Origin of the sequence: Marinobacter subterrani (genome assembly GCF_001045555.1) — a bacterium.
Lineage (GTDB): Bacteria > Pseudomonadota > Gammaproteobacteria > Pseudomonadales > Oleiphilaceae > Marinobacter > Marinobacter subterrani.
Map to the genome: position 1 here is coordinate 2046900 of NZ_LFBU01000001.1, position 18851 is coordinate 2065750.

Here is an 18851-nt window from a genome sequence, read left to right on the forward strand (position 1 = left end):
TTGTATCAACGGGGAAGTGTTTGCACGGCCTGCCTTAGAGCAGGCCGTCGAGGCTCATGGTTTCTACGTTTTCGGTGTTGCGCTCCGGGGTCATCCTGCCGAAAAAGCTCTGGGGTGTCCGGTAGCCGTAATGGCGGGTCCAGTACTTGTCGGAGGAGAACCGGATAACACCGGCGGCCACCTCATCCACCAGGCGGTACTCGTCCCAGACCTCGATCCGGCCTTCGGCCTCGGCAAACCGGGCAATAACGTCGGCGAGCACCTCCGGCCGGCCAAAGGTTTCAGCCGCCACGGCCTCGACCGCCATGGAGGCCCGGATGCCGGCCTGCACGCCGAGCTCGGAACTGTTTTCGAGCACAGCCCACGGATCCGGCGAGAGTGCCGGGCGGGTGTCTGGCAGCAGCAGCCACACCAGTGCGCGGATGGCATTGGGCAGGCCACCCCATTTTTCGTTGTCTACACAGCGGGCCGCGCGTTCGGCCTGGGGGGCGATGTTTTTGGGAATGTCTGCCCGGGCGCCGGAGTTGGCGTCGTTGACAATGGCCTGCATACCGGTGAGCAGGCCCAGCAGAAAGGTCAGCTCGTCCTGCTCATTGAACAGGAAGGGGCATGCCAACGGTTCCGCCGCCGGGTCGAACTCGTAGGCTGCCATTGCCCGCTGAAACGCCAGGTAGCGGCGCTCGGCAACCCTTGCGTTGAGTCTTTTGGCTTCTTCCCGGGCGTCCTTGGCGGCCGGCACCCGGCCTGCAAAATCTGCCCGGAGGTAGGCCAGCTCGGCTTCCCAGGCCCGGTATTCCATGCAGTTGGCCGCCAGCAGCATCAGCAGCGATCCGGTGCTGTAGGGCGCATCGGTAACGCGGGAAAAGGAATAGAGCAACGGGTCGACGCCCTCACCCAGGGAGCAGGCCATTTGCGGGTCTGACATCTGCATGACATAAGGCGTGGCTTCGGTCTTCGAATAACCGGAGAGGACAACCCCGGTGGTGGTGTAAATGGGGTTTGCCGAACAGCCCGCAAGGGCAGCAACGGCCCCCAGTGAGAGAGCCTTGAGGCGTACCGCCGACATGAGCGGTGCGAGCCTTCGCAGTAAGGAAATCATAATTCACCCTGCACTTCGTTGTTTTTGTAGGTCCGATCCAACGAACGATTTTTGTCAACGGGTGCAAGAATGCGGCGAAAGCTGTCCTACAAAAATGGCTCGAATGCCGATCCGGTTATGCCGATCAGGCCAATGGCCCATAGAGGAAAGCGGTAAGAGGGGATTTATTTGATTTAAAACAGGGACTTTTCCAAAACGTTCATCCGGACTTCAAAGCCATCATCGCCATCACCTGGTCGGTCAGGCCGTCCAGTGTGAGGCCGCCCCGCCCGGGGTTGTACCAGGTAACGGTCCAGCTCAGGGCACCGGTCAACATCCGGCGCACCACGAACGGATCGGCTTCCAGCGCACCCTCACTTTTCAGGGCTTCCAGCACCTCCAGCCAGAGCGCTTCGTAAATATCACGCAGCTCCAGCACCTCAGCCTGCGAGGCCGCCGAGAGGCTTCGCCATTCGAACACCAGCACCGCCATGGCCTCGCCCGTCTGGCCGTTGATCGACTCCAGCTCGGCACGAACCAACCCACGCAGTTTGTCCCGGATTGAATCGGCAGCTTCCAGGGCTGCCTGCATCAGCGCAGTATTCAGTCGGATGGTTTCCACCATCACCGCCTTGAGGATTTCCTCCTTGGTCCGGAAGTGGTGAAACAGGCTGCCAGACTGGATGCCGACGGCCGCCGCCAGATCGCGCACCGTTGTGCGTTCATAGCCTTTCTCACGGAACAGCCGGGCCGCCTCGGTAAGCAGGCGACCACGGGCGCCATTGGGGTCGGACACGAGATTTTCGGCAATCAGGGACTGGAGGATCTGGTTCTGGCTCACTAACGCTATCCGGTTGGCATTTGAGGCCCTTGATTCTACCTCAAACTTGCCTGTTTACAAACCAAGCGCTTGCTTGGTATTGTCAGTTTCATCATCAGGCAATTCCGCCAGACTCCGACATCGATCCGGGTTGGCGACCGCAGATAAGGCAGAACACCATGGCTGATTCCCCGAAAACGGTTCGCATCGGATGCTCCGCGGCATTCTGGGGCGATACGGAAACCGCCGCCGCGCAACTGGTACGCCAGGGCACGATTGATTATCTAGTGGCGGATTATCTGGCCGAAATCACCATGTCCATCATGGCCGGCCAGAAAATGAAGGACCCGACCCAGGGTTACGCCCGTGATTTCGTGCAGACGGTCATGGGGCCCCTGCTGGGCGACCTCAAGGAAAAAGGCATCCGGGTGCTCGCCAACGCGGGCGGCGTGAATCCGGTCGCCTGCCGCGATGCCCTCCAGGCCCTCTGTGAAAAGGCAGGCGTAGAGATGAACATTGCCCTGGTGCTGGGCGACGATCTGCTGATGAAGAAGAAAAAGCTCGCCGATATGGGCATCACGGAGATGAGTTCCGGCCAGGCGATGCCACCCATGATGGTCAGCCTCAACGCTTACCTGGGTGCGCCGGGCCTGGTTGCGGCGCTGGAACAGGGCGCCGATATTGTGATTACCGGCCGGGTTGCCGACAGCGCGCTGGTGCTGGCGCCTTTGGTGCACGAATTCGGATGGAGCTGGCAAGACTACGACAAGCTGGCCCAGGGTAGCCTGGCCGGGCATCTGCTTGAGTGCGGTGCCCAGGCCACCGGTGGCAACTTCACAGACTGGGAAGCCGTGGCCGGCGGCTACGCCGATATGGGCTTCCCCATCGCGGAAGTCAGCGCCGACGGCGGGTTTTTCATCACCAAACCCGACGATACCGGCGGCCTGGTCAGCCGCGGCACCGTGGCAGAGCAATTGGTCTATGAGATTGGCGACCCCCGGGCTTACCTTCTCCCGGATGTGACCTGCGATTTCACGGGCGTTGAGCTGGAAGAAGCCGGTACCAATCGGGTTAAGGTTCGGGGCGCCCGAGGGCTTCCACCCACGGACCGCTACAAGGTATCGGGCACCTGGCCAGATGGGTTCAAGTGCACGGTCACCTTCCTTCTGGCTGGCATGAACGCAAGGGCCAAGGCACAGACAGTCGCCCAGGCCATTCTGACCAAGACCTCACGCATCTTCAGCGAGCGTGGCCTGCCCGATTACAGTGAGACCAGCATTGAGCTTCTGGGCACTGAAACCACCTATGGCGCCCACGGCCGTGGCGAGGACTGCCGGGAAGTGGTAGTGAAGATCAGCACGGCCCATCCCAAGAAAGAGGCCCTGGTGCTGTTTTCCCGGGAAATTGCCCAGGCGGCCACGGGTATGGCGCCGGGAATTACCGGAATTGTCGGGGGGCGGCCGACGGTGTGGCCGAAGATCCGGTTGTATTCGTGCCTGGTGCCGAAAACGGAAGTCGAGGTATCCGTGGACCTGGGTGGCAAGCGGCAAACCGTTGAGGTTGAGACCGGCGGCGGTTTCGATAGTAGCGACCTCCGGCCCCAATTGTTCACTCACGCGACAGGCGCTACGGATACCACTGTGCCGCTGGTGGAACTGGCCTGGGCCCGGAGTGGCGACAAGGGCGACCACAGCAACATTGGCGTGATTGCCCGAAAACCGGAGTATCTGCCGTTTATCGAGGCAGCCCTGACCGAGGCGGCGGTTGCGGACTGGATGGCCCATACCCTGAATCCGGAAACCGGCCGGGTCACTCGCTGGGCCTTGCCGGGATTGCAGGCGATCAATTTTCTGCTGGAGCACAGCCTTGGCGGCGGCGGTGTGGCCAGCCTGCGGATTGATCCCCAGGGGAAGGCGTTTGCCCAGCAACTATTGGAGTTTCCGGTCCCGGTTTCTGCAAAGGTCATCAACAAGTAAACAATGGAGCATGCACTGAGGCAGGTAAGGCTTTCCGAAACACGCTGTCAATACGTCCCTGTACGCTTGAGCGCAGCATCCCTGCTGCGCACAGTTCCGGAAAGCCTTACCTGCCTCAGCGCCCGAACTTCGATAAGGGTCATCCAGAAATGAGCTATCAATCTGTTTTTCGTCCGGACTTGTTTAAAGGCCATGTATTTATTGTCACCGGCGGTGGTTCCGGCATCGGCCGGTGTACGGCCCATGAACTTGCGGCCCTGGGTGCGCGGGTTGCCCTGGTGGGCCGTAAGGCCGAGAAAGTGGAGTCTGTAAAAGCAGAGATCACCGAAGACGGAGGCGTTGCCTCGGCTCATGTCTGCGATATCCGGGAAGAGGAATCTGTGAAAGCCACCGTCAAGGCGATTATTGCCGAACATGGCGGCCTGAATGGTTTGGTGAACAACGCCGGTGGCCAGTTTCAGGCACCACTGACCGGGATTAATCAGAAGGGCTGGGAGACCGTCGTCCGCACCAATCTGACCGGCGGCTTTCTGATGGCTCGGGAAGCCTACACGCAGGCACTGTCGAAAACCGGGGGTGCCATCGTCAATATCGTGGCCGATATGTGGGGCGGCATGCCGGGCATGGGGCACTCGGGCGCCGCCCGGGCGGGAATGGTGAACTTTACCCAGACAGCCGCCGTTGAATGGGGCGCTTCCGGCGTTCGGGTGAACGCAGTTGCTCCGGGCTGGATTGCCTCCAGTGGCATGGATAACTACCCGGAACACATGAAGCAGTGGATCCGCAGCCTTGGCGATAACGTGCCCATCAAGCGGATGGGTACCGAATCCGAAGTCAGCTCGGCCATCTGCTTTCTGCTCAGTCCGGGGGCGGCGTTTATCAGCGGCGACTGCCTGCGAATCGACGGCGGCGCCTCCCAGGGTGGTCGGGTCTGGCCGTTGCCGAAGGCCAGGAACAACGAGCCCTACAACGGCTTTCACCGGGCCATAACCCCGAAAGTTCTGAGCGACGACTGAGGAGCCGCACATGCAGGTACTTGAATCCACCGTCAGCTCCCAGTCCGCAGACTTTGGCAACAACGCTGAAGCCATGGAAGCCCACATCACGACGTTCCGGGACGTTGAACAGAAGGTGCTGGATCTGGCAGAGGCCGCCCGGGAGAAATTCACCAAGCGGGGCAAGCTGTTGCCCCGGGATCGGATCAACCGGTTGCTGGATCGCGGCATGCCCTTCCTGGAGCTCTGCTCCCTGGCCGGCTACAAGATGCACGACGACAAGGACGGCAGCCAGGCCGGCGGCGGGATTATCGCCGGCATTGGTTATGTCAGTGGCATCCGTTGCCTGATCGTTGCCAGCAACAGCGCCATCAAGGGCGGCACCATTACCCCAGCCGGTCTGGACAAGACCCTGCGGCTGCAGCAGATCGCCATGGAAAACAAGCTGCCGGTTGTATCCCTCTCCGAGAGCGGCGGCGCCAACCTGAATTATGCAACCGACATTTTTGTGCTGGGCGCCCGGGGCTTTGCCAACCAGGCCAGGATGTCCGCTGCCGGCATTCCCCAGGTCACGGTGGTCCACGGCAACGCCACGGCAGGCGGTGCCTACCAGCCAGGCCTGTCCGATTATGTAATCGTGGTGCGCGAGCAAGCCAAGATGTTCCTCGCCGGCCCGCCATTGCTGAAGGCTGCCACCGGCGAAATTGCCACCGACGAAGAACTCGGCGGCGCGGAGATGCATGCCACGGTGGCAGGGACAGCGGAGTATCTGGCCGAAGACGACTCCGACGGCATCCGCCAGGCAAGAAACATCCTCGAGGCCCTGCCCTGGAACGAGCAACTGCCGCCCCGGCGCGAGCTTCAATGGGAGGAGCCGCTCTACCCGGCTGACGAACTGCTGGGCGTGATCCCGGCAGATGCCAGGAAACCCTACGACGTTCGGGAAATTCTGGCCCGTATCGCCGACAGCTCAAAGTTCATGGACTTCAAGAACGAGTTTGACGACCAGACGGTGTGCGGCACCATCCGGATCGAAGGCCACTCGGTTGGCATCATCGGCAACAACGGCCCGATCACACCGGCAGGCTCCGCCAAGGCCGCCCAGTTTATCCAGCTCTGTGACCAGGCGGGCACGCCCCTGCTGTTCCTGCACAACACCACCGGTTTCATGGTGGGCACCCACTCAGAGCAGAACGGCATCATCAAACACGGCTCGAAGATGATCCAGGCCGTGGCCAATTGTCGGGTGCCAAAGGTCGCAATTGTGATCGGCGGTTCCTATGGTGCAGGTAACTACGCCATGTGCGGGCGGGGGCTGGACCCAAGGTTCATCTTCGCCTGGCCCAACAGCCGAACGGCGGTCATGGGCCCGGCACAGGCGGGCAAGGTGATGCGCATTGTGGCGGAGGACAAGCAACGCCGCGGCGGCGTGGAGCCGGATCCGAAGACACTGGACTTTCTGGAACAGGCGACGGCCAAGAAACTGGAGGAAGGCTCTACGGCGCTGTTTGGAACAGCCCGGTTGTGGGATGACGGGCTGATTGATCCGCGGGATACCCGGCGGGTTCTGGCTCTGGTTCTCGACGTTTGCCGCGAGGCCGAGGCTCGGCAGTTGCGGCCTAATACGTTTGGGGTGGCCCGCTTGTAGGCCTTTTCGGCTTGGGTGGGGCCCGCCTCTTGGCCTTCGAGCTTTGGGGCTGGAACCGGGGCGGAGGGCTTCCCAAAAAACGCCCGTAAATACGTCCCTGTAGGGCTCGGTCGCGCCATCCCTGGCGCTCCACGTTTTTGGGAAGCCCTCCGCCCCGGTTCTGGTCGACCACGAGTTATCGTTTTAAGAGAGAAAGCTTTTCCACTAATCAAGAGAACAAACACGTAGGTCGGATTTGCCAAAGGCGTAATCCGACAAAAATGCCAGGGCACTCCGCCAATCTGTCGGATTACGCCTTCGGCTAATCCGACCTACAGAGACAACAAAACTGTCAGCAGGTAGCAACAAACTTGCAGACAGCAGCGAGAGCGGGGGCAGGCTTTCAGAAAATGTAGAGGGCCAAGGATGGCCCGAAACAAGCGCACATGGATGTGCTCGTAGCGGTTTTCTGAAAGCCTGCCCCCGCTCTCGCTGACCAGATTAGCGAACGTGCTCTAACAGCACGTAGGCACGAACTTTCTTAACAAGGAGAACAAGAACGTGAAATTCACACCCGAACACGAAGCCCTTCGAAAAACCGTCCGCGATTTCGTGGAGAAGGAAATCAACCCGCACTGCGACGAATGGGAAGCCGCCGGGGAGTTCCCCATTCATGAGCTGTTCAAGAAGCTCGGCAACCTGGGAATCCTGGGCATCCAGAAACCGGAAGAATACGGCGGTATGGGGCTGGATTACAGCTACAACCTGGTGGCGGCGGAAGAACTGGGCATGGCTCATTGTGGCGGTGTTCCGCTGGCCATCGGGGTGCAGACCGATATGTGTACCCCGGCCATTTCCCGGTTTGGTTCCGATGAACTCAAACGCAGCTTCCTGGCCCCGGCCATTGCCGGCGACATGGTGGGATGCATTGGCGTCAGCGAGGTTGGCGCGGGTTCCGATGTGGCGGGGATGAAAACGACCGCCAGGAAAGACGGTGACGACTACATCATCAACGGCTCCAAGATGTGGATCACCAACAGCCCCAAATCCGACTTCATCTGCCTGCTGGCCAACACCTCGGACGACAAGCCCCACAAGAACAAATCCCTGATCGTGGTTCCCACCAAAACACCGGGCATTTCCTTCAGCCCGCATTTGAACAAACTGGGTATGCGTTCCTCGGAAACCGCGCAGATTTTCTTTGACGACGTGCGCGTGCCGCAGCGTTATCGCATCGGCGCCGAAGGCACCGGTTTCATGATGCAGATGCTGCAGTTCCAGGAGGAGCGCCTCTGGGGTGCCGCCAACGTAATCAAGGCACTGGAAAACTGCATTACCAAAACCATCGAATACTGCCGCGAGCGCAAGACCTTCGGTCAGCCGCTGATCGACAACCAGGTCATTCACTTCCGCCTGGCAGAACTGCAAACCGAGGTCGAGGCCCTCCGAGCCCTCACCTACCAGGCCTGTGAGCTGCACGTTGAGGGTAAGGATGTGACCCGTCTGGCGTCCATGGCCAAGCTCAAGGCCGGGCGCCTGGGGCGCGAGGTTACGGACAGCTGCCTGCAGTACTGGGGCGGCAACGGTTACATGTGGGATAACCCGATTTCCCGGGCACACCGGGATGTGCGGCTGGTGTCCATCGGCGGTGGTGCCGATGAAATCATGCTCGGGATTATCTGCAAGATGATGGGGATCTTGCCGGGCAAGAAGCGCGACTGAGGGGTCAGGCTTTGGTGCATGGCCGGTGGCCCGGTAGTTCTGTCCAGGACACGCCCGCAAGTACATCCGTGCAGGGCTCGATCGGGCCATCCCTGGCCCTCAACGGTCCTGGACAGAACTACCGGGCCACCGACCCCGAACTTGGTTTGTCGGATTACGCCTTTGGCTAATCCGACCTACGGACCGACAGGCTCTGAAAGCCTGATGGCTCCATACCTGAAGACTGGAGTTATGTATGGACCAGCTACCACATTGCGAAACACTGCTTCTGGAAAAACAGGGCCCTACCCTGTTTATCACCATCAACCGTCCGGACGTTCGAAACGCCATGAGCCTGCAGATGGTGGCGGAACTTTCCACGGTCTTCTCCCAGATCCAAGAAGATCTTCACATCCGCACCGTCGTGATCCGTGGCGCCGGTGGTCACTTCTGCGCCGGCGGTGATATCAAAGACATGGCCGGTGCCCGGGGACAGAAAGCGGCCGAAGGCGAGGCCGATCCGTTCTACCGCCTGAACCGGGCCTTCGGCCAGATGATCCAACAGGTCAACGAATCCTCGAAAGTGGTCATCGCGGTTACAGAAGGCGCGGTCATGGGCGGTGGCTTCGGCCTGGCCTGCGTCTCCGACATCGCCATCGCCGGACCATCAGCAAAATTCGGCATGCCGGAAACCTCCCTCGGCGTCATTCCCGCCCAGATTGCGCCGTTTGTGGTTGAACGGATCGGCCTCACACAGGCCCGGCGGCTGGCTTTGCTCGGTTTGAGAATCGATGCGAACGAGGCTTGCAGTCTTGGAATCGTCCACCAGACGGCAACTTCGAATGCTGAACTGGAAGAGATGCTGGCTGGCGCTCTGGATCGAGTTCGCCAGTGCGCACCGATTGCCACCGCTGAAACCAAGGCGTTGCTGCATCGGGTTGGCCATGAGCCGATGAGCGGTCTGCTTGACAGCGCGGCTGAGAAATTTGCGGAAGCTATTCGGGGCAGCGAAGGAACCGAGGGCACCATGGCCTTCATGCAGAAACGCCCACCAGCCTGGGCAGAATCCAACGACTGAATTACGGGGGAGCGAGTGGGTGTGGGGTGGCTTTCAGGAAATGTCGGCGGCCATGGATGGCCGACGCCAAGCGCACATGGATGTGCTCGTAGCGGTTTCCTGAAAGCCACCCCACAGCCGCTCGCGGACTGGCACCAATAGATGAGACCAGCACCATGTTAAGAAAACTGTTAATAGCCAACCGAGGCGAAATCGCCGTCCGGGTCATCCGCACCGCGAAAGCCCTGGGTTACCGCACCGTGGCTGTCTACTCCGAGGCTGACGCCAAAGCCGTGCATGTGGAAATGGCCGACGAAGCCGTCTGCATCGGCCCGGCACAAGTATCCGCCTCCTACCTGAACAGCGACGCCATCCTCGACGCCGCCCGCAGAACCGGCGCCGACTGCATCCACCCGGGTTACGGCTTCCTCTCCGAGAATGCTGCCTTCGCCACTGCCTGCAAAGAAGCCGGCCTGGTCTTCGTTGGCCCGCCAGCAGCTGCCATCGAACTGATGGGCAGCAAGCGGCGATCCAAAATCGCCATGCAGGAAGCCGGTGTGCCCGTGGTGCCCGGCTACGAAGGCAACAACGCCAGTGACGATGAACTCATCATCGCAGCCAAAGACATCGGCTACCCCCTGATGATCAAAGCCTCCGCCGGCGGCGGTGGCCGCGGCATGCGACTGGTTGAGAGTGAATCCGAACTGGCCGAAAACATCAAACGGGCCCGCTCCGAGTCGAAACAGGCCTTCGGCGACGACGAACTGATCCTCGAGAAGGCCGTGATCGAGCCCCGCCACGTGGAAATCCAGGTGTTCGCCGACAGCCAAGGTAACGCCGTGTACCTGGGCGAGCGGGACTGCTCCGTGCAGCGCCGGCACCAGAAAGTAGTCGAGGAAGCGCCCTCCCCCTTTGTAACACCGGAACTGCGCCAGGCCATGGGCGAGGCCGCGGTCAAAGCGGCGCTGGCCTGCAATTACGAGGGTGCCGGCACCGTCGAGTTTCTGGTCGACAAACACCGGAATTTCTATTTCCTGGAAATGAACACCCGCCTGCAGGTGGAACATCCGGTCACCGAGCTGATTACCGGCCAGGATCTGGTCGCCTGGCAGCTCAGGGTCGCCGAAGGACTCCCTTTGCCCCTGGCCCAGGACGATATCCACCTGAACGGCCATGCCATCGAGGTACGGCTGTATGCCGAAGACCCTGCCCACGGCTTCACGCCCCAGACGGGCCCATTGCTCGAATTCAAGCCGGCCGCGGGCGAAGGCCTGCGATTTGATACCGGGGTACGTTCCGGAGACGCCATCACACCCCACTACGACCCCATGCTGGCAAAAGTCATTGCCTGGGGCCGGAACCGCGATGAAGCCCGGCGCCGGCTGATCCGGGCCCTGGAGGACACCACCATATTCGGCGTCACCACCAACCGCCATTTCCTGAGCCGGATCATCGCCAATGAGACCTTCGGTGCCGGCGAGGCCACCACCGCCTTCCTGCAGCAGGCGTTCAGCGATGATCCCTCCCTGCAGCCCCAGACTCTGGACATTCGCCAGCTGGCCCTGGCCGCCTGCGTGCTCGACCATGGCATGTCAGGCCAGAGCGCCTGGAGCAATGCCCCGGCTACCATGACGCCAATCAAGCTGGCAACCGGCGACAGCACCGTTGAGTTACTGGTCACCCGCAGCGGCAACCGGCTGTCGGTCAGCATGGGCGAAGTCCGGCACACCCTGGAGCTGGTAAGCCAGCGCGATGGTCTTTTGTGCATTATCGACAACGGGGTTCGTCAGACTTGCCAATACCATCGCCAGGGCAATTCCCTATATTTGCAGGCGTTCGGGCAGTCCTGGTCGGTGCGGGACATTACCCACCAGCCGGCAACCGGCCCCAAAGGCGTTGGCAGCGGTCGCATCCAGGCAACCATGGATGGCGCCATTATTGATGTACTGGTCGAGGCCGGCCACAGTGTTCGCCAGGGCGATACGCTGGTGATTCTGGAAGCCATGAAAATGGAGCATCCGGTGAAGGCAGACCGCGACGGCATCGTCGGCGAGGTCCATGCCCGCAAGGGTGACCAGGTAAAACGCAGCCAGTTGCTGGTGGAAATCACTGCGGACCAGAATGCCGAACGGGAGAGCACCGCGAAACCCTGAGCCGGGCAAGGAACCCTCATGAACCAAGACAACGTATCCGTACTGGACATAGCCCGCAGCCTGCCCCGTGTCATCCGGCGCCTGCCGGCCATTACCCGGGGCCTGTACTACTATTCGCTGAAAAACGAGAACCTGGAACTGACCCTCGGAACGCTCATTGAGAACAACGCCCGGAATGTTGGCAGCCGGCCCGCCGTTCTTTTTGAGGACCGTTCTGTCACCTGGCAGGAATTCAACGGCTGGGCCAACCGCATCGCTTACTATCTGCAGGCCCAGGGGCTCACCAAAGGCGACGCCATTGCCGTGTTTCTGGAGAACCGCCCGGAGCTTCTCGCCGTCGTAGCGGGCGCCGCCAAACTGGGCGTGGCCTGCGCCATGCTCAACACCTCCCAGAAAGGCAAGGTACTCGAACACAGCATTCACCTGATTGAACCGAAAATGGTGGTTGTCGGCGAGGAACTGGTCGAGGCCTTCGACGGCATCAAGGCAGGGCTCAGGACCGAGCATCCGCACCCCTTCCAGTTCCTGGCGGACACCAACACCCTGAACGCCTTCGGCGATGCACCGGATGGCTACACCAACATGGCGGAGCGGGTGAGCACCTTCAACAGTGGCAACCCGGCGCTGAGTGACCCACCCAGAATGGGCGACACCGCCGTCTACCTGTTCACCTCCGGCACCACCGGCCTGCCCAAGGCGGCCCCGGGCTCCCACCGCAAGTTCATCAAGGCCTACGGCGGGTTCGGCCTGATGTCGCTGGCGATGGAGCCGAAGGATGTCCTCTACTGCACCCTGCCCCTGTACCATGGCACCGCGCTGCTGGTGTGCTGGGGCTCCGTGCTGGCCGGCGGCTCTGCCATTGCCCTGCGCCGAAAATTCTCCGCCAGCGCCTTCTGGGACGACATCCGCTACTACCACGCCACCGCCTTCGGTTATGTCGGCGAACTCTGCCGCTACCTGCTCAACCAGCCGCCGGGCGCCCAGGACCGGAACCACAGCCTGACCAAAATGATCGGCAACGGACTGCGCTCCTCCATCTGGCGAGAATTCAAGGATCGCTTTGGCATTGAAACCGTGGCGGAACTCTATGCCTCCAGCGAGGGCAACATCGGCTTCAGCAACTTCTTCAACATGGACAACACCGTCGGTTTCTCCACCGCCCCTTACAAACTGGTGAAATTCCATGACGGCACGAGGGACCCGGTAAGGAACGAAAAGGGTTTCATGAAGGAAGTTGCCAGGGGCGAACCTGGCCTGCTGATCGGCGAGATCACCAAGAAGTGGTCCTTCGAGGGCTACACCCAGAAAGAAGCCACGGAAAAATCCATCCTCCGCAATGCCTTCAAGAAAGGCGATGCCTGGTTCAACACCGGCGATGTACTGAAGGAAATCGGCTGCGGTCACCTGCAGTTCATGGATCGCATGGGGGATACCTTCCGCTGGAAGGGCGAGAACGTCTCGACGACGGAAGTGGAGAACATCCTCGACGGCTCCGGGTTGGTCGAGGAAGCCATCGTCTACGGCGTCGAAATCCCCGGCACCAACGGCAAGGCCGGGATGGTGACCCTGGTGCCCCACAGCAATGGCCGTGAGTTCGACGTTAACAGACTGTTCGCCTACCTCCAGGACAACCTGCCGGCCTATGCTATTCCGGTGTTCGTCCGGGTAACCCACGCCATCGAGAAAACGGGGACGTTCAAGTACCGGAAGGTGGATATTCAGAAAGCGGGCTATTCACTCGGTCATTCCAGCGAAAAAGTTTATGCCTGGCTGCCTCGTACTGATGGCTATACCCTGCTGACACCGGGGCTGGTTGCGGAGATTGATAGTGGGAAGGTCAGCTTTTGATATTGGCCGGTTTGTTTGGCCCTAGCCTGACAAATACGGGGGACTGCATTGGTGGTAACCCCCTCCCAAAAAACGCTACAAGCACATCCATGTGCGCTTGGCTCCGCCATCCATGGCTCCGCACATTTTTGGGAGGGGGTTACAACCAATGCGTTCAGAAAACTCAGATATATCGAGGTGAAATCAGGCCCACAACTCTTCGTATACCCGGAGCTCCGGTACGCCGTGTCGGGCAGGCCTTCCCAAAAATGTTGGAGGCCATGGATGGCCGGAAACAAGCGCACATGGACGTGCTCGTAGCGGTTTTTGGGAAGGCCTGCCCGACATGGCGTTGCCACCAGGCCTTGCAGGCTGGGTTAAAGCTCAGGAGCCGACTTTAAGAACTACCTTTCCGGTAGCCCGCCGCTCAGTCAGCGCCCCCAGGGCCTTGGCGTAGTCTTCAAACTCGAAGACCGCGCTGATTTGCGGGTCAATCTTGCCTTCGGCGTAGAGCTTCATCAGCTCCATCATGTTCTGGGCACTGGCCTCCGGTTCGCGCTGGGTGAAGCTGCCCCAGAATACGCCAACCACCGAACAGCCTTTAAGTAACGTCAGGTTTGCGGGAATTTTCGGAATCTCGCCAGCGGCAAAGCCCACGATAAGGTGCCGGCCGTTCCACGCCATGGCGCGCAGGGCCTGTTCGGTGAAATCACCGCCCACGGGATCGTAGATCACATCCACGCCCTTACTGTGGGTGAGCTTTTTGACGGCGTCTTTCAGAGGTTCTTCGGAGTAGTTAATCAGCTCATCGGCGCCCGCCGCCCTGGCGACAGCGAGTTTTTCAGCGGAACTGGCGGCGGCAATGACGGTCGCGCCCATGGCCTTGCCCAGTTCAACCGTGGCCAGGCCGACGCCGCCACTGGCACCAAGCACCAGCAATGTCTCGCCGGGCTGAAGCTTTGCGCGCTGCTTGAGCGCGTAATAAGAGGTGGCGTAAACCATGGTAAAGGCCGCAGCCTTTTCATCGGACATTCCTTCGGGGACGGGCAGCAGGTTCTGCTCGGGAACAACCACCTCTTCGGCAAAAGCTCCGTATCCGGTCAGGCCGGCCACACGGTCGCCCACTTTGAAGCGGGTCACTTTCTCACCCACACCGATCACTTCACCGGACATCTCGCCGCCCGGGGAAAACGGCATGTTGGGTTTGAGCTGGTACTTGCCTTCGATGATCAGGGTATCCGGAAAGTTCAGGCCGGCGGCCCTGACACGAACCTTTACGCCGCGTCCTTTAACGTCCGGGCTGGGGACTTCCTCAATCACCAGCTTTTCGGCCGGGCCGTATTCCTTGCAGAGTATGGCTTTCATGCTCGCTCCATTTATGTCTGATCGGGTTCCAGGCGTTGATTACCTGCTTTTTGATACCCGTCAAGCTAAACAGAGTCCCGGCATGAAGCAAATAAAGTTCTCTTATCGAGCCCCATCAGCCCTGCTTATTTTCGCTGGCAACGCGATCAGAGCATGGAACCGGCGAAAAAAAGCGCGCCCAGAAGACACAGGCCGGCGACAATCAGCCCCGCCTTCAAACCCGGGGAGAAGGCCTGAGGCGTCTCGCGCACGGTTCTGGCCTCGTCATGATTGACCAGTTTCTGGTCATGGCTGGAGTTGCGGATAAGCTCGATCATCTGCTCGCATTGGGCCGACGTGAAGGACGCCGGTTCGAATCTCTGCAGCCCCTGCGACTCCAGAAACCGCTGCACGTCCCTGGAGAGCGGCACGTACTTCATTGACCAGTTGCTGAAGGTACGGTCAGCAACGGGCTCCTCAATCAGGGTCACAACATTGCGGTGCCGGTCATCCTGCAGTATCCGGTCGTAGGTCTTCCTTACCTCGTCTTCGTCCCCCTCCAGATACTGGAAGAACCGGTTGTTGCCGTAATACAGCCCGCCCACCAGTTTTCCTCTGGCATTATTCTTTCGGGAGGTCATCAGGATCCGGGCAACGTGGGGCTCAACACCTTTTTCCACCGGTTTGGCTTCGAATGTGGCTTCACTGGCATAGGCCAGACGCATCAGGGACATAACAACTCCGTACAACAGGATAAAGGTAAGCGGAATGCAAGATACGTCCAGATGTGTCGTTGTGGATCACAGTTGCACCGATTACAGGCTCCACATGCCGCGCCATGGAGATGAACTCACGCGCATTTTCCGCTATTCTGCGCGCGCGGAAATCCGCCGCCAGCCTTTTTTCTGCTCATCGTTCAGGGCCTGACATGCTCGACATCATTTACATTCTTGAAATGATTGGAATCGTTGCCTTTGCCATTTCCGGCATGATTGTCGCGCGCTCCAAGAATATGGATCCGGTCGGCGTGTTTACCATCGGGTTCATTACCGCCCTGGGCGGCGGCACCCTCCGGGACATGATCCTGGACAATCACCCGGTTTACTGGATCAAACATCAGGAGCAGCCCATCCTGATTCTGGCCATGGCCATTGTGTTCAGTTACTGGCGCCGGGCGGAGCGGATTCGCGAATCCGGCATCGTCTTCCCGGACGCCATCGGGCTCGGGGTCTTTTCCATACTGGGCGCCCAGCTTGCGCTGGACCTGGGGCATTCTTGGTTTATCGCCTCACTGCTCGGGGTGATGACCGGCACTTTCGGGGGCGCGCTTCGGGATACACTGTGCAATGAAGTACCCTACATTTTCCGCAAGGATCAGATCTACGCATCCATCTCTTTCGCGGGATGCTGGCTGTACTTCGTGTGCCAGTGGCTGCTGGACAACGAAACCCTGCCCCTGACCATCGGCCTGCTGTTTATTACGATTGTGCGGGTACTTGCGGTGCGGTTCGACATCCGGCTGCAGCGGGACCCTCACGGCCACTGAGCGCACTTCGGGCACGTGACAAATTGTCAATCATCCCTTGGCCTTGGACCTCTCAGCCGGTAAGATTGCCGTTTTTTCACGCAATTCTCGAATTCCGTTCAGACCAGACTTCCAAACACCAACTTTCAGCATCCTGTGAGGCAGACACCCGTCATGCTTGAACGACTGTTCCAACTCCAGGCCCACGGCACCACCGTTCGTAAAGAAGTGGTTGCGGGCATTACCACCTTCCTGACCATGGCCTACATCATCGTGGTCAACCCCAGCATCCTGTCGTCCACCGGCATGGATTTCGGAGCTATCTTCGTGGCCACCTGTCTGGCTGCGGCTATCGGTACGCTGATCATGGGCCTGTGGGCAAACTACCCGATCGCCCTGGCACCCGGCATGGGCCTGAACGCCTTTTTCTCGTTTACCGTGGTTGGCAGCATGGGCTACAGCTGGCAGGTGGCGCTGGGTGCGGTCTTCCTGTCCGGCTTCCTTTTCTTCATGCTCAGCATTTTCAGGATCCGGGAATGGATCATTAACAGTATCCCCATGTCTCTGCGCTTCGGCATTTCCGCGGGCATCGGTTTCTTCCTGGCCCTGATCGCCCTGAAAAACGCCGGCATTGTGGTGGATCATCCGGCGACGCTGGTCGGCCTGGGCGAAGTCAAGACTGCGGAGAGCCTGCTGTTCTTCGGCGGCTTCATACTGATCTGCGCGCTGTCGTTCAGGCAGGTGACCGGCGCCGTGATGATCGGCATCCTTGCGGTGACCGGCATTGCCATGACCTTGGGCATGGTGGAATACAAGGGCCTTGCGTCCATGCCGCCCAGCATCGCGCCAACCTTTTTGCAGCTCGACCTGGCCGGCGCCCTGAACGTGGGCATGATCAGCATCGTCTTTGCCTTTCTGTTCGTCGATCTGTTCGACACGTCAGGAACGCTTATCGGCGCCGCCCAGCGCGGCGGGCTGCTCGACAAGGAGGGCAAGCTCCCTCGTCTGGGCCGGGCCCTGATGTCGGATTCCATCGCCACCATGTCCGGCGCGGCTCTGGGCACCTCCACCACCACCAGTTACATCGAATCGACCGCCGGTATCTCCGCCGGGGGCCGGACCGGGCTGACGGCCGTGGTGGTAGCCGCCCTGTTTCTGGCCAGCCTTCTGCTGTCGCCGATCGCCAGCATTATCCCCGCCTACGCCACGGCGCCGGCTCTGTTGTACGTGGCGGTTCTGATGACCAGCGGGCTCAAATTGATAGACTGGGACGACGTAACCGACGCTGCCCCGGCAGTCGTCACGGCGCTGATGATGCCGCTGACCTTCTCCATCGCCAATGGTATCGCGCTGGGCTTCATTACCTACGCGCTCATGAAGGCAGCCAGTGGCCGCTGGTCGGATCTGAACGCCAGTGTTGTGATCATTGCTGCCATCTTCATTCTCAAATTCATGTTCCTGGACGTGGCATAACCCGCGTCCGGAACCATTACCGGATCTGTTATGGATTATTTCTCGGAGAGCATCAAGAAAGCCATTCGTACCGTGCCGGACTGGCCGAAGCCCGGCGTCGCCTTCCGCGACATTACCACCGTGCTCCAGGACAAGACCGCGTTCCGGAAGCTTATTGATGCCTTTGTGCACCGCTATCATGGCGAGGAGATTGATGCCGTGGCCGCGGTTGATGCCCGCGGGTTCATCATCGGTTCGGCCCTGGCCTATGAACTCAATGCGTCGCTGGTGCTGGTCCGCAAGAAAGGCAAACTGCCGTTCGATACCCTGGTCGAAGATTATGAGCTGGAGTACGGCACAGCTTCCGTCGAACTGCACAAGGATGCCTTCAAGCCAGGCGACAAGGTGGTGCTGGTGGACGACCTGATCGCCACAGGCGGCACCATGCTGGCGGCAAGCCGGCTGATCCGGCGCATCGGTGCGGAGATAGTGGAAGTGGCCGCCATGATTGATCTGCCCGACCTGGGAGGTTCCCGGAAGCTGCAGGAGGAGGGGCTTCAGGTTTATACTGTGTGCTCGTTTGAAGGGGATTAACCAACCGTACACAGGGAGCGACCCATGCCGGATTACCAACACCACTGGAAGGACGGGACACCTGTTCATCTGCCCCTGGGCAAAATCGTCTGTATTGGTCGCAACTACGCGGAGCATGCGAAGGAACTGAACAACCCGGTACCGGATGAGCCGCTGCTGTTTATCAAGCCAGCCACCTCTGCCGTTCACCTCACCCGCCCTGTGGACTTCCCCAGAGACCGGGGCGAGGTTCACTTCGAAACCGAGCTGGCCGTGCTCATCGGCCGCCCCCTGACCAACGCTTCCGCCAGCGAGGCCGAGGCCGCCATTCTCGGTTACGGCCTGGCGCTGGACCTGACCCTGCGGGATCTGCAAAGCAGGCTGAAGGAAAAGGGCCAGCCCTGGGAAAGGGCCAAAGCCTTCGACGGTGCCTGCCCGCTCTCGCCCTTCGTGGCGGCCGAGAAGTTTACCGGTGGCAATATCCACTTCACGCTGGATATTGATGGCAGTCGCCAGCAGACCGGCGACACCCACGACATGCTCAACCCGGTAATCCCACTGATTGCCCACATCAGCAGCCAGTTCACACTGCTGCCCGGCGATGTGGTGCTGACCGGCACACCCAAAGGGGTCGGCCCGCTGAAGTCTGGCCAGACACTCTCGCTTGAACTGGAAGACCTGCTGTTCGTGGAGACCAAAGTGGTTTAACGTGCAGGGCCGGCT

Annotated in this window: 15 protein-coding genes; 11 read left to right on the plus strand and 4 right to left on the minus strand. The window is 60.2% G+C overall.

Translation table 11 applies throughout. From position 1 onward, the window contains the following. Positions 1 to 34 precede the first annotated feature (34 nt). Together msub_RS09615 and msub_RS09620 are read right to left on the minus strand one after the other, a co-directional pair. Positions 35 to 1099 (minus strand): hypothetical protein, encoded by a 1065-nt coding sequence (locus tag msub_RS09615; protein ID WP_048495810.1) that lies wholly within the window; start codon positions 1097 to 1099, stop codon positions 35 to 37. Positions 1100 to 1298: 199 nt separating this feature from the next. Continuing rightward, a complete protein-coding gene (locus tag msub_RS09620) occupies positions 1299 to 1928 on the minus strand; it encodes a TetR/AcrR family transcriptional regulator (RefSeq protein WP_048495811.1) in 630 nt (209 codons plus the stop codon). A 149-nt stretch (positions 1929 to 2077) separates the two neighbouring features. On the opposite strand from msub_RS09620, the gene msub_RS09625 reads away from it, so the two are divergent. The 7 genes from msub_RS09625 (at position 2078) to msub_RS09655 (ending at position 13255) form a co-directional block, all read left to right on the plus strand. Then, positions 2078 to 3874 (plus strand): acyclic terpene utilization AtuA family protein, encoded by a 1797-nt coding sequence (locus msub_RS09625; RefSeq protein ID WP_048495812.1) that lies wholly within the window; start codon positions 2078 to 2080, stop codon positions 3872 to 3874. Positions 3875 to 4023: 149 nt separating this feature from the next. After that, complete coding sequence (locus msub_RS09630; protein ID WP_048495813.1) at positions 4024 to 4890, plus strand: SDR family oxidoreductase; 867 nt, start codon at positions 4024 to 4026, stop codon at positions 4888 to 4890. A 10-nt stretch (positions 4891 to 4900) separates the two neighbouring features. Further along, entirely contained in the window at positions 4901 to 6517 is a 1617-nt protein-coding gene (locus msub_RS09635) for an acyl-CoA carboxylase subunit beta (protein WP_048495814.1), read from the plus strand. Positions 6518 to 7057: 540 nt separating this feature from the next. Further along, positions 7058 to 8218 (plus strand): citronellyl-CoA dehydrogenase, encoded by a 1161-nt coding sequence (atuD, locus tag msub_RS09640; RefSeq protein WP_048495815.1) that lies wholly within the window; start codon positions 7058 to 7060, stop codon positions 8216 to 8218. A 235-nt stretch (positions 8219 to 8453) separates the two neighbouring features. Beyond that, positions 8454 to 9275 carry an enoyl-CoA hydratase/isomerase family protein gene (locus msub_RS09645; RefSeq protein WP_048495816.1) on the plus strand — a complete coding sequence of 274 codons (822 nt, stop codon included), beginning with the start codon at positions 8454 to 8456 and terminating at the stop codon, positions 9273 to 9275. Positions 9276 to 9430: 155 nt separating this feature from the next. After that, positions 9431 to 11407, plus strand: a complete 1977-nt coding sequence (locus tag msub_RS09650; RefSeq protein ID WP_048495817.1) for an acetyl/propionyl/methylcrotonyl-CoA carboxylase subunit alpha — start codon at positions 9431 to 9433, stop codon at positions 11405 to 11407. 18 nt (positions 11408 to 11425) lie between these two features. After that, positions 11426 to 13255, plus strand: coding sequence for a long-chain-acyl-CoA synthetase (locus msub_RS09655; protein ID WP_048495818.1), 1830 nt, complete (start codon positions 11426 to 11428; stop codon positions 13253 to 13255). Between the two features lie 363 nt (positions 13256 to 13618). On the opposite strand, the gene msub_RS09660 is transcribed toward msub_RS09655, so the two are convergent. After that, a complete protein-coding gene (locus msub_RS09660) occupies positions 13619 to 14599 on the minus strand; it encodes an NADPH:quinone oxidoreductase family protein (protein WP_048495819.1) in 981 nt (326 codons plus the stop codon). Positions 14600 to 14745: 146 nt separating this feature from the next. Next, positions 14746 to 15312, minus strand: a complete 567-nt coding sequence (locus msub_RS09665) for a BLUF domain-containing protein (protein WP_048495820.1) — start codon at positions 15310 to 15312, stop codon at positions 14746 to 14748. 194 nt (positions 15313 to 15506) lie between these two features. Here msub_RS09665 and msub_RS09670 point away from each other — a divergent pair, with 194 nt between their 5' ends. The 4 genes from msub_RS09670 (at position 15507) to msub_RS09685 (ending at position 18836) form a co-directional block, all read left to right on the plus strand. Further along, the gene (locus msub_RS09670) at positions 15507 to 16124 is read left to right on the plus strand and encodes a trimeric intracellular cation channel family protein (protein WP_048495821.1); all 618 of its coding nucleotides are present in this window, start codon (positions 15507 to 15509) and stop codon (positions 16122 to 16124) included. Between the two features lie 153 nt (positions 16125 to 16277). Further along, positions 16278 to 17576: an NCS2 family permease gene (locus tag msub_RS09675; protein ID WP_048495822.1), complete on the plus strand. Its 1299-nt coding sequence runs from the start codon at positions 16278 to 16280 to the stop codon at positions 17574 to 17576. A gap of 30 nt (positions 17577 to 17606) precedes the next feature. Continuing rightward, complete coding sequence (locus msub_RS09680) at positions 17607 to 18149, plus strand: adenine phosphoribosyltransferase (protein WP_048495823.1); 543 nt, start codon at positions 17607 to 17609, stop codon at positions 18147 to 18149. Positions 18150 to 18173: 24 nt separating this feature from the next. Continuing rightward, a complete protein-coding gene (locus msub_RS09685) occupies positions 18174 to 18836 on the plus strand; it encodes a fumarylacetoacetate hydrolase family protein (protein WP_048495824.1) in 663 nt (220 codons plus the stop codon). Positions 18837 to 18851 lie beyond the last annotated feature (15 nt).

What these genes read in the sequence shown, in the direction of transcription:
- msub_RS09615 (WP_048495810.1), bottom strand. Translation starts at nt 1,099, where the DNA reads ATGATTTCCTTACTGCGAAGGCTCGCACCGCTCATGTCGGCGGTACGC.
- msub_RS09625 (WP_048495812.1), top strand. Translation starts at nt 2,078, where the DNA reads ATGGCTGATTCCCCGAAAACGGTTCGCATCGGATGCTCCGCGGCATTC.
- msub_RS09630 (WP_048495813.1), top strand. Translation starts at nt 4,024, where the DNA reads ATGAGCTATCAATCTGTTTTTCGTCCGGACTTGTTTAAAGGCCATGTA.
- msub_RS09635 (WP_048495814.1), top strand. Translation starts at nt 4,901, where the DNA reads ATGCAGGTACTTGAATCCACCGTCAGCTCCCAGTCCGCAGACTTTGGC.
- msub_RS09645 (WP_048495816.1), top strand. Translation starts at nt 8,454, where the DNA reads ATGGACCAGCTACCACATTGCGAAACACTGCTTCTGGAAAAACAGGGC.
- msub_RS09650 (WP_048495817.1), top strand. Translation starts at nt 9,431, where the DNA reads ATGTTAAGAAAACTGTTAATAGCCAACCGAGGCGAAATCGCCGTCCGG.
- msub_RS09655 (WP_048495818.1), top strand. Translation starts at nt 11,426, where the DNA reads ATGAACCAAGACAACGTATCCGTACTGGACATAGCCCGCAGCCTGCCC.
- msub_RS09660 (WP_048495819.1), bottom strand. Translation starts at nt 14,599, where the DNA reads ATGAAAGCCATACTCTGCAAGGAATACGGCCCGGCCGAAAAGCTGGTG.
- msub_RS09665 (WP_048495820.1), bottom strand. Translation starts at nt 15,312, where the DNA reads ATGTCCCTGATGCGTCTGGCCTATGCCAGTGAAGCCACATTCGAAGCC.
- msub_RS09670 (WP_048495821.1), top strand. Translation starts at nt 15,507, where the DNA reads ATGCTCGACATCATTTACATTCTTGAAATGATTGGAATCGTTGCCTTT.
- msub_RS09675 (WP_048495822.1), top strand. Translation starts at nt 16,278, where the DNA reads ATGCTTGAACGACTGTTCCAACTCCAGGCCCACGGCACCACCGTTCGT.
- msub_RS09680 (WP_048495823.1), top strand. Translation starts at nt 17,607, where the DNA reads ATGGATTATTTCTCGGAGAGCATCAAGAAAGCCATTCGTACCGTGCCG.
- msub_RS09685 (WP_048495824.1), top strand. Translation starts at nt 18,174, where the DNA reads ATGCCGGATTACCAACACCACTGGAAGGACGGGACACCTGTTCATCTG.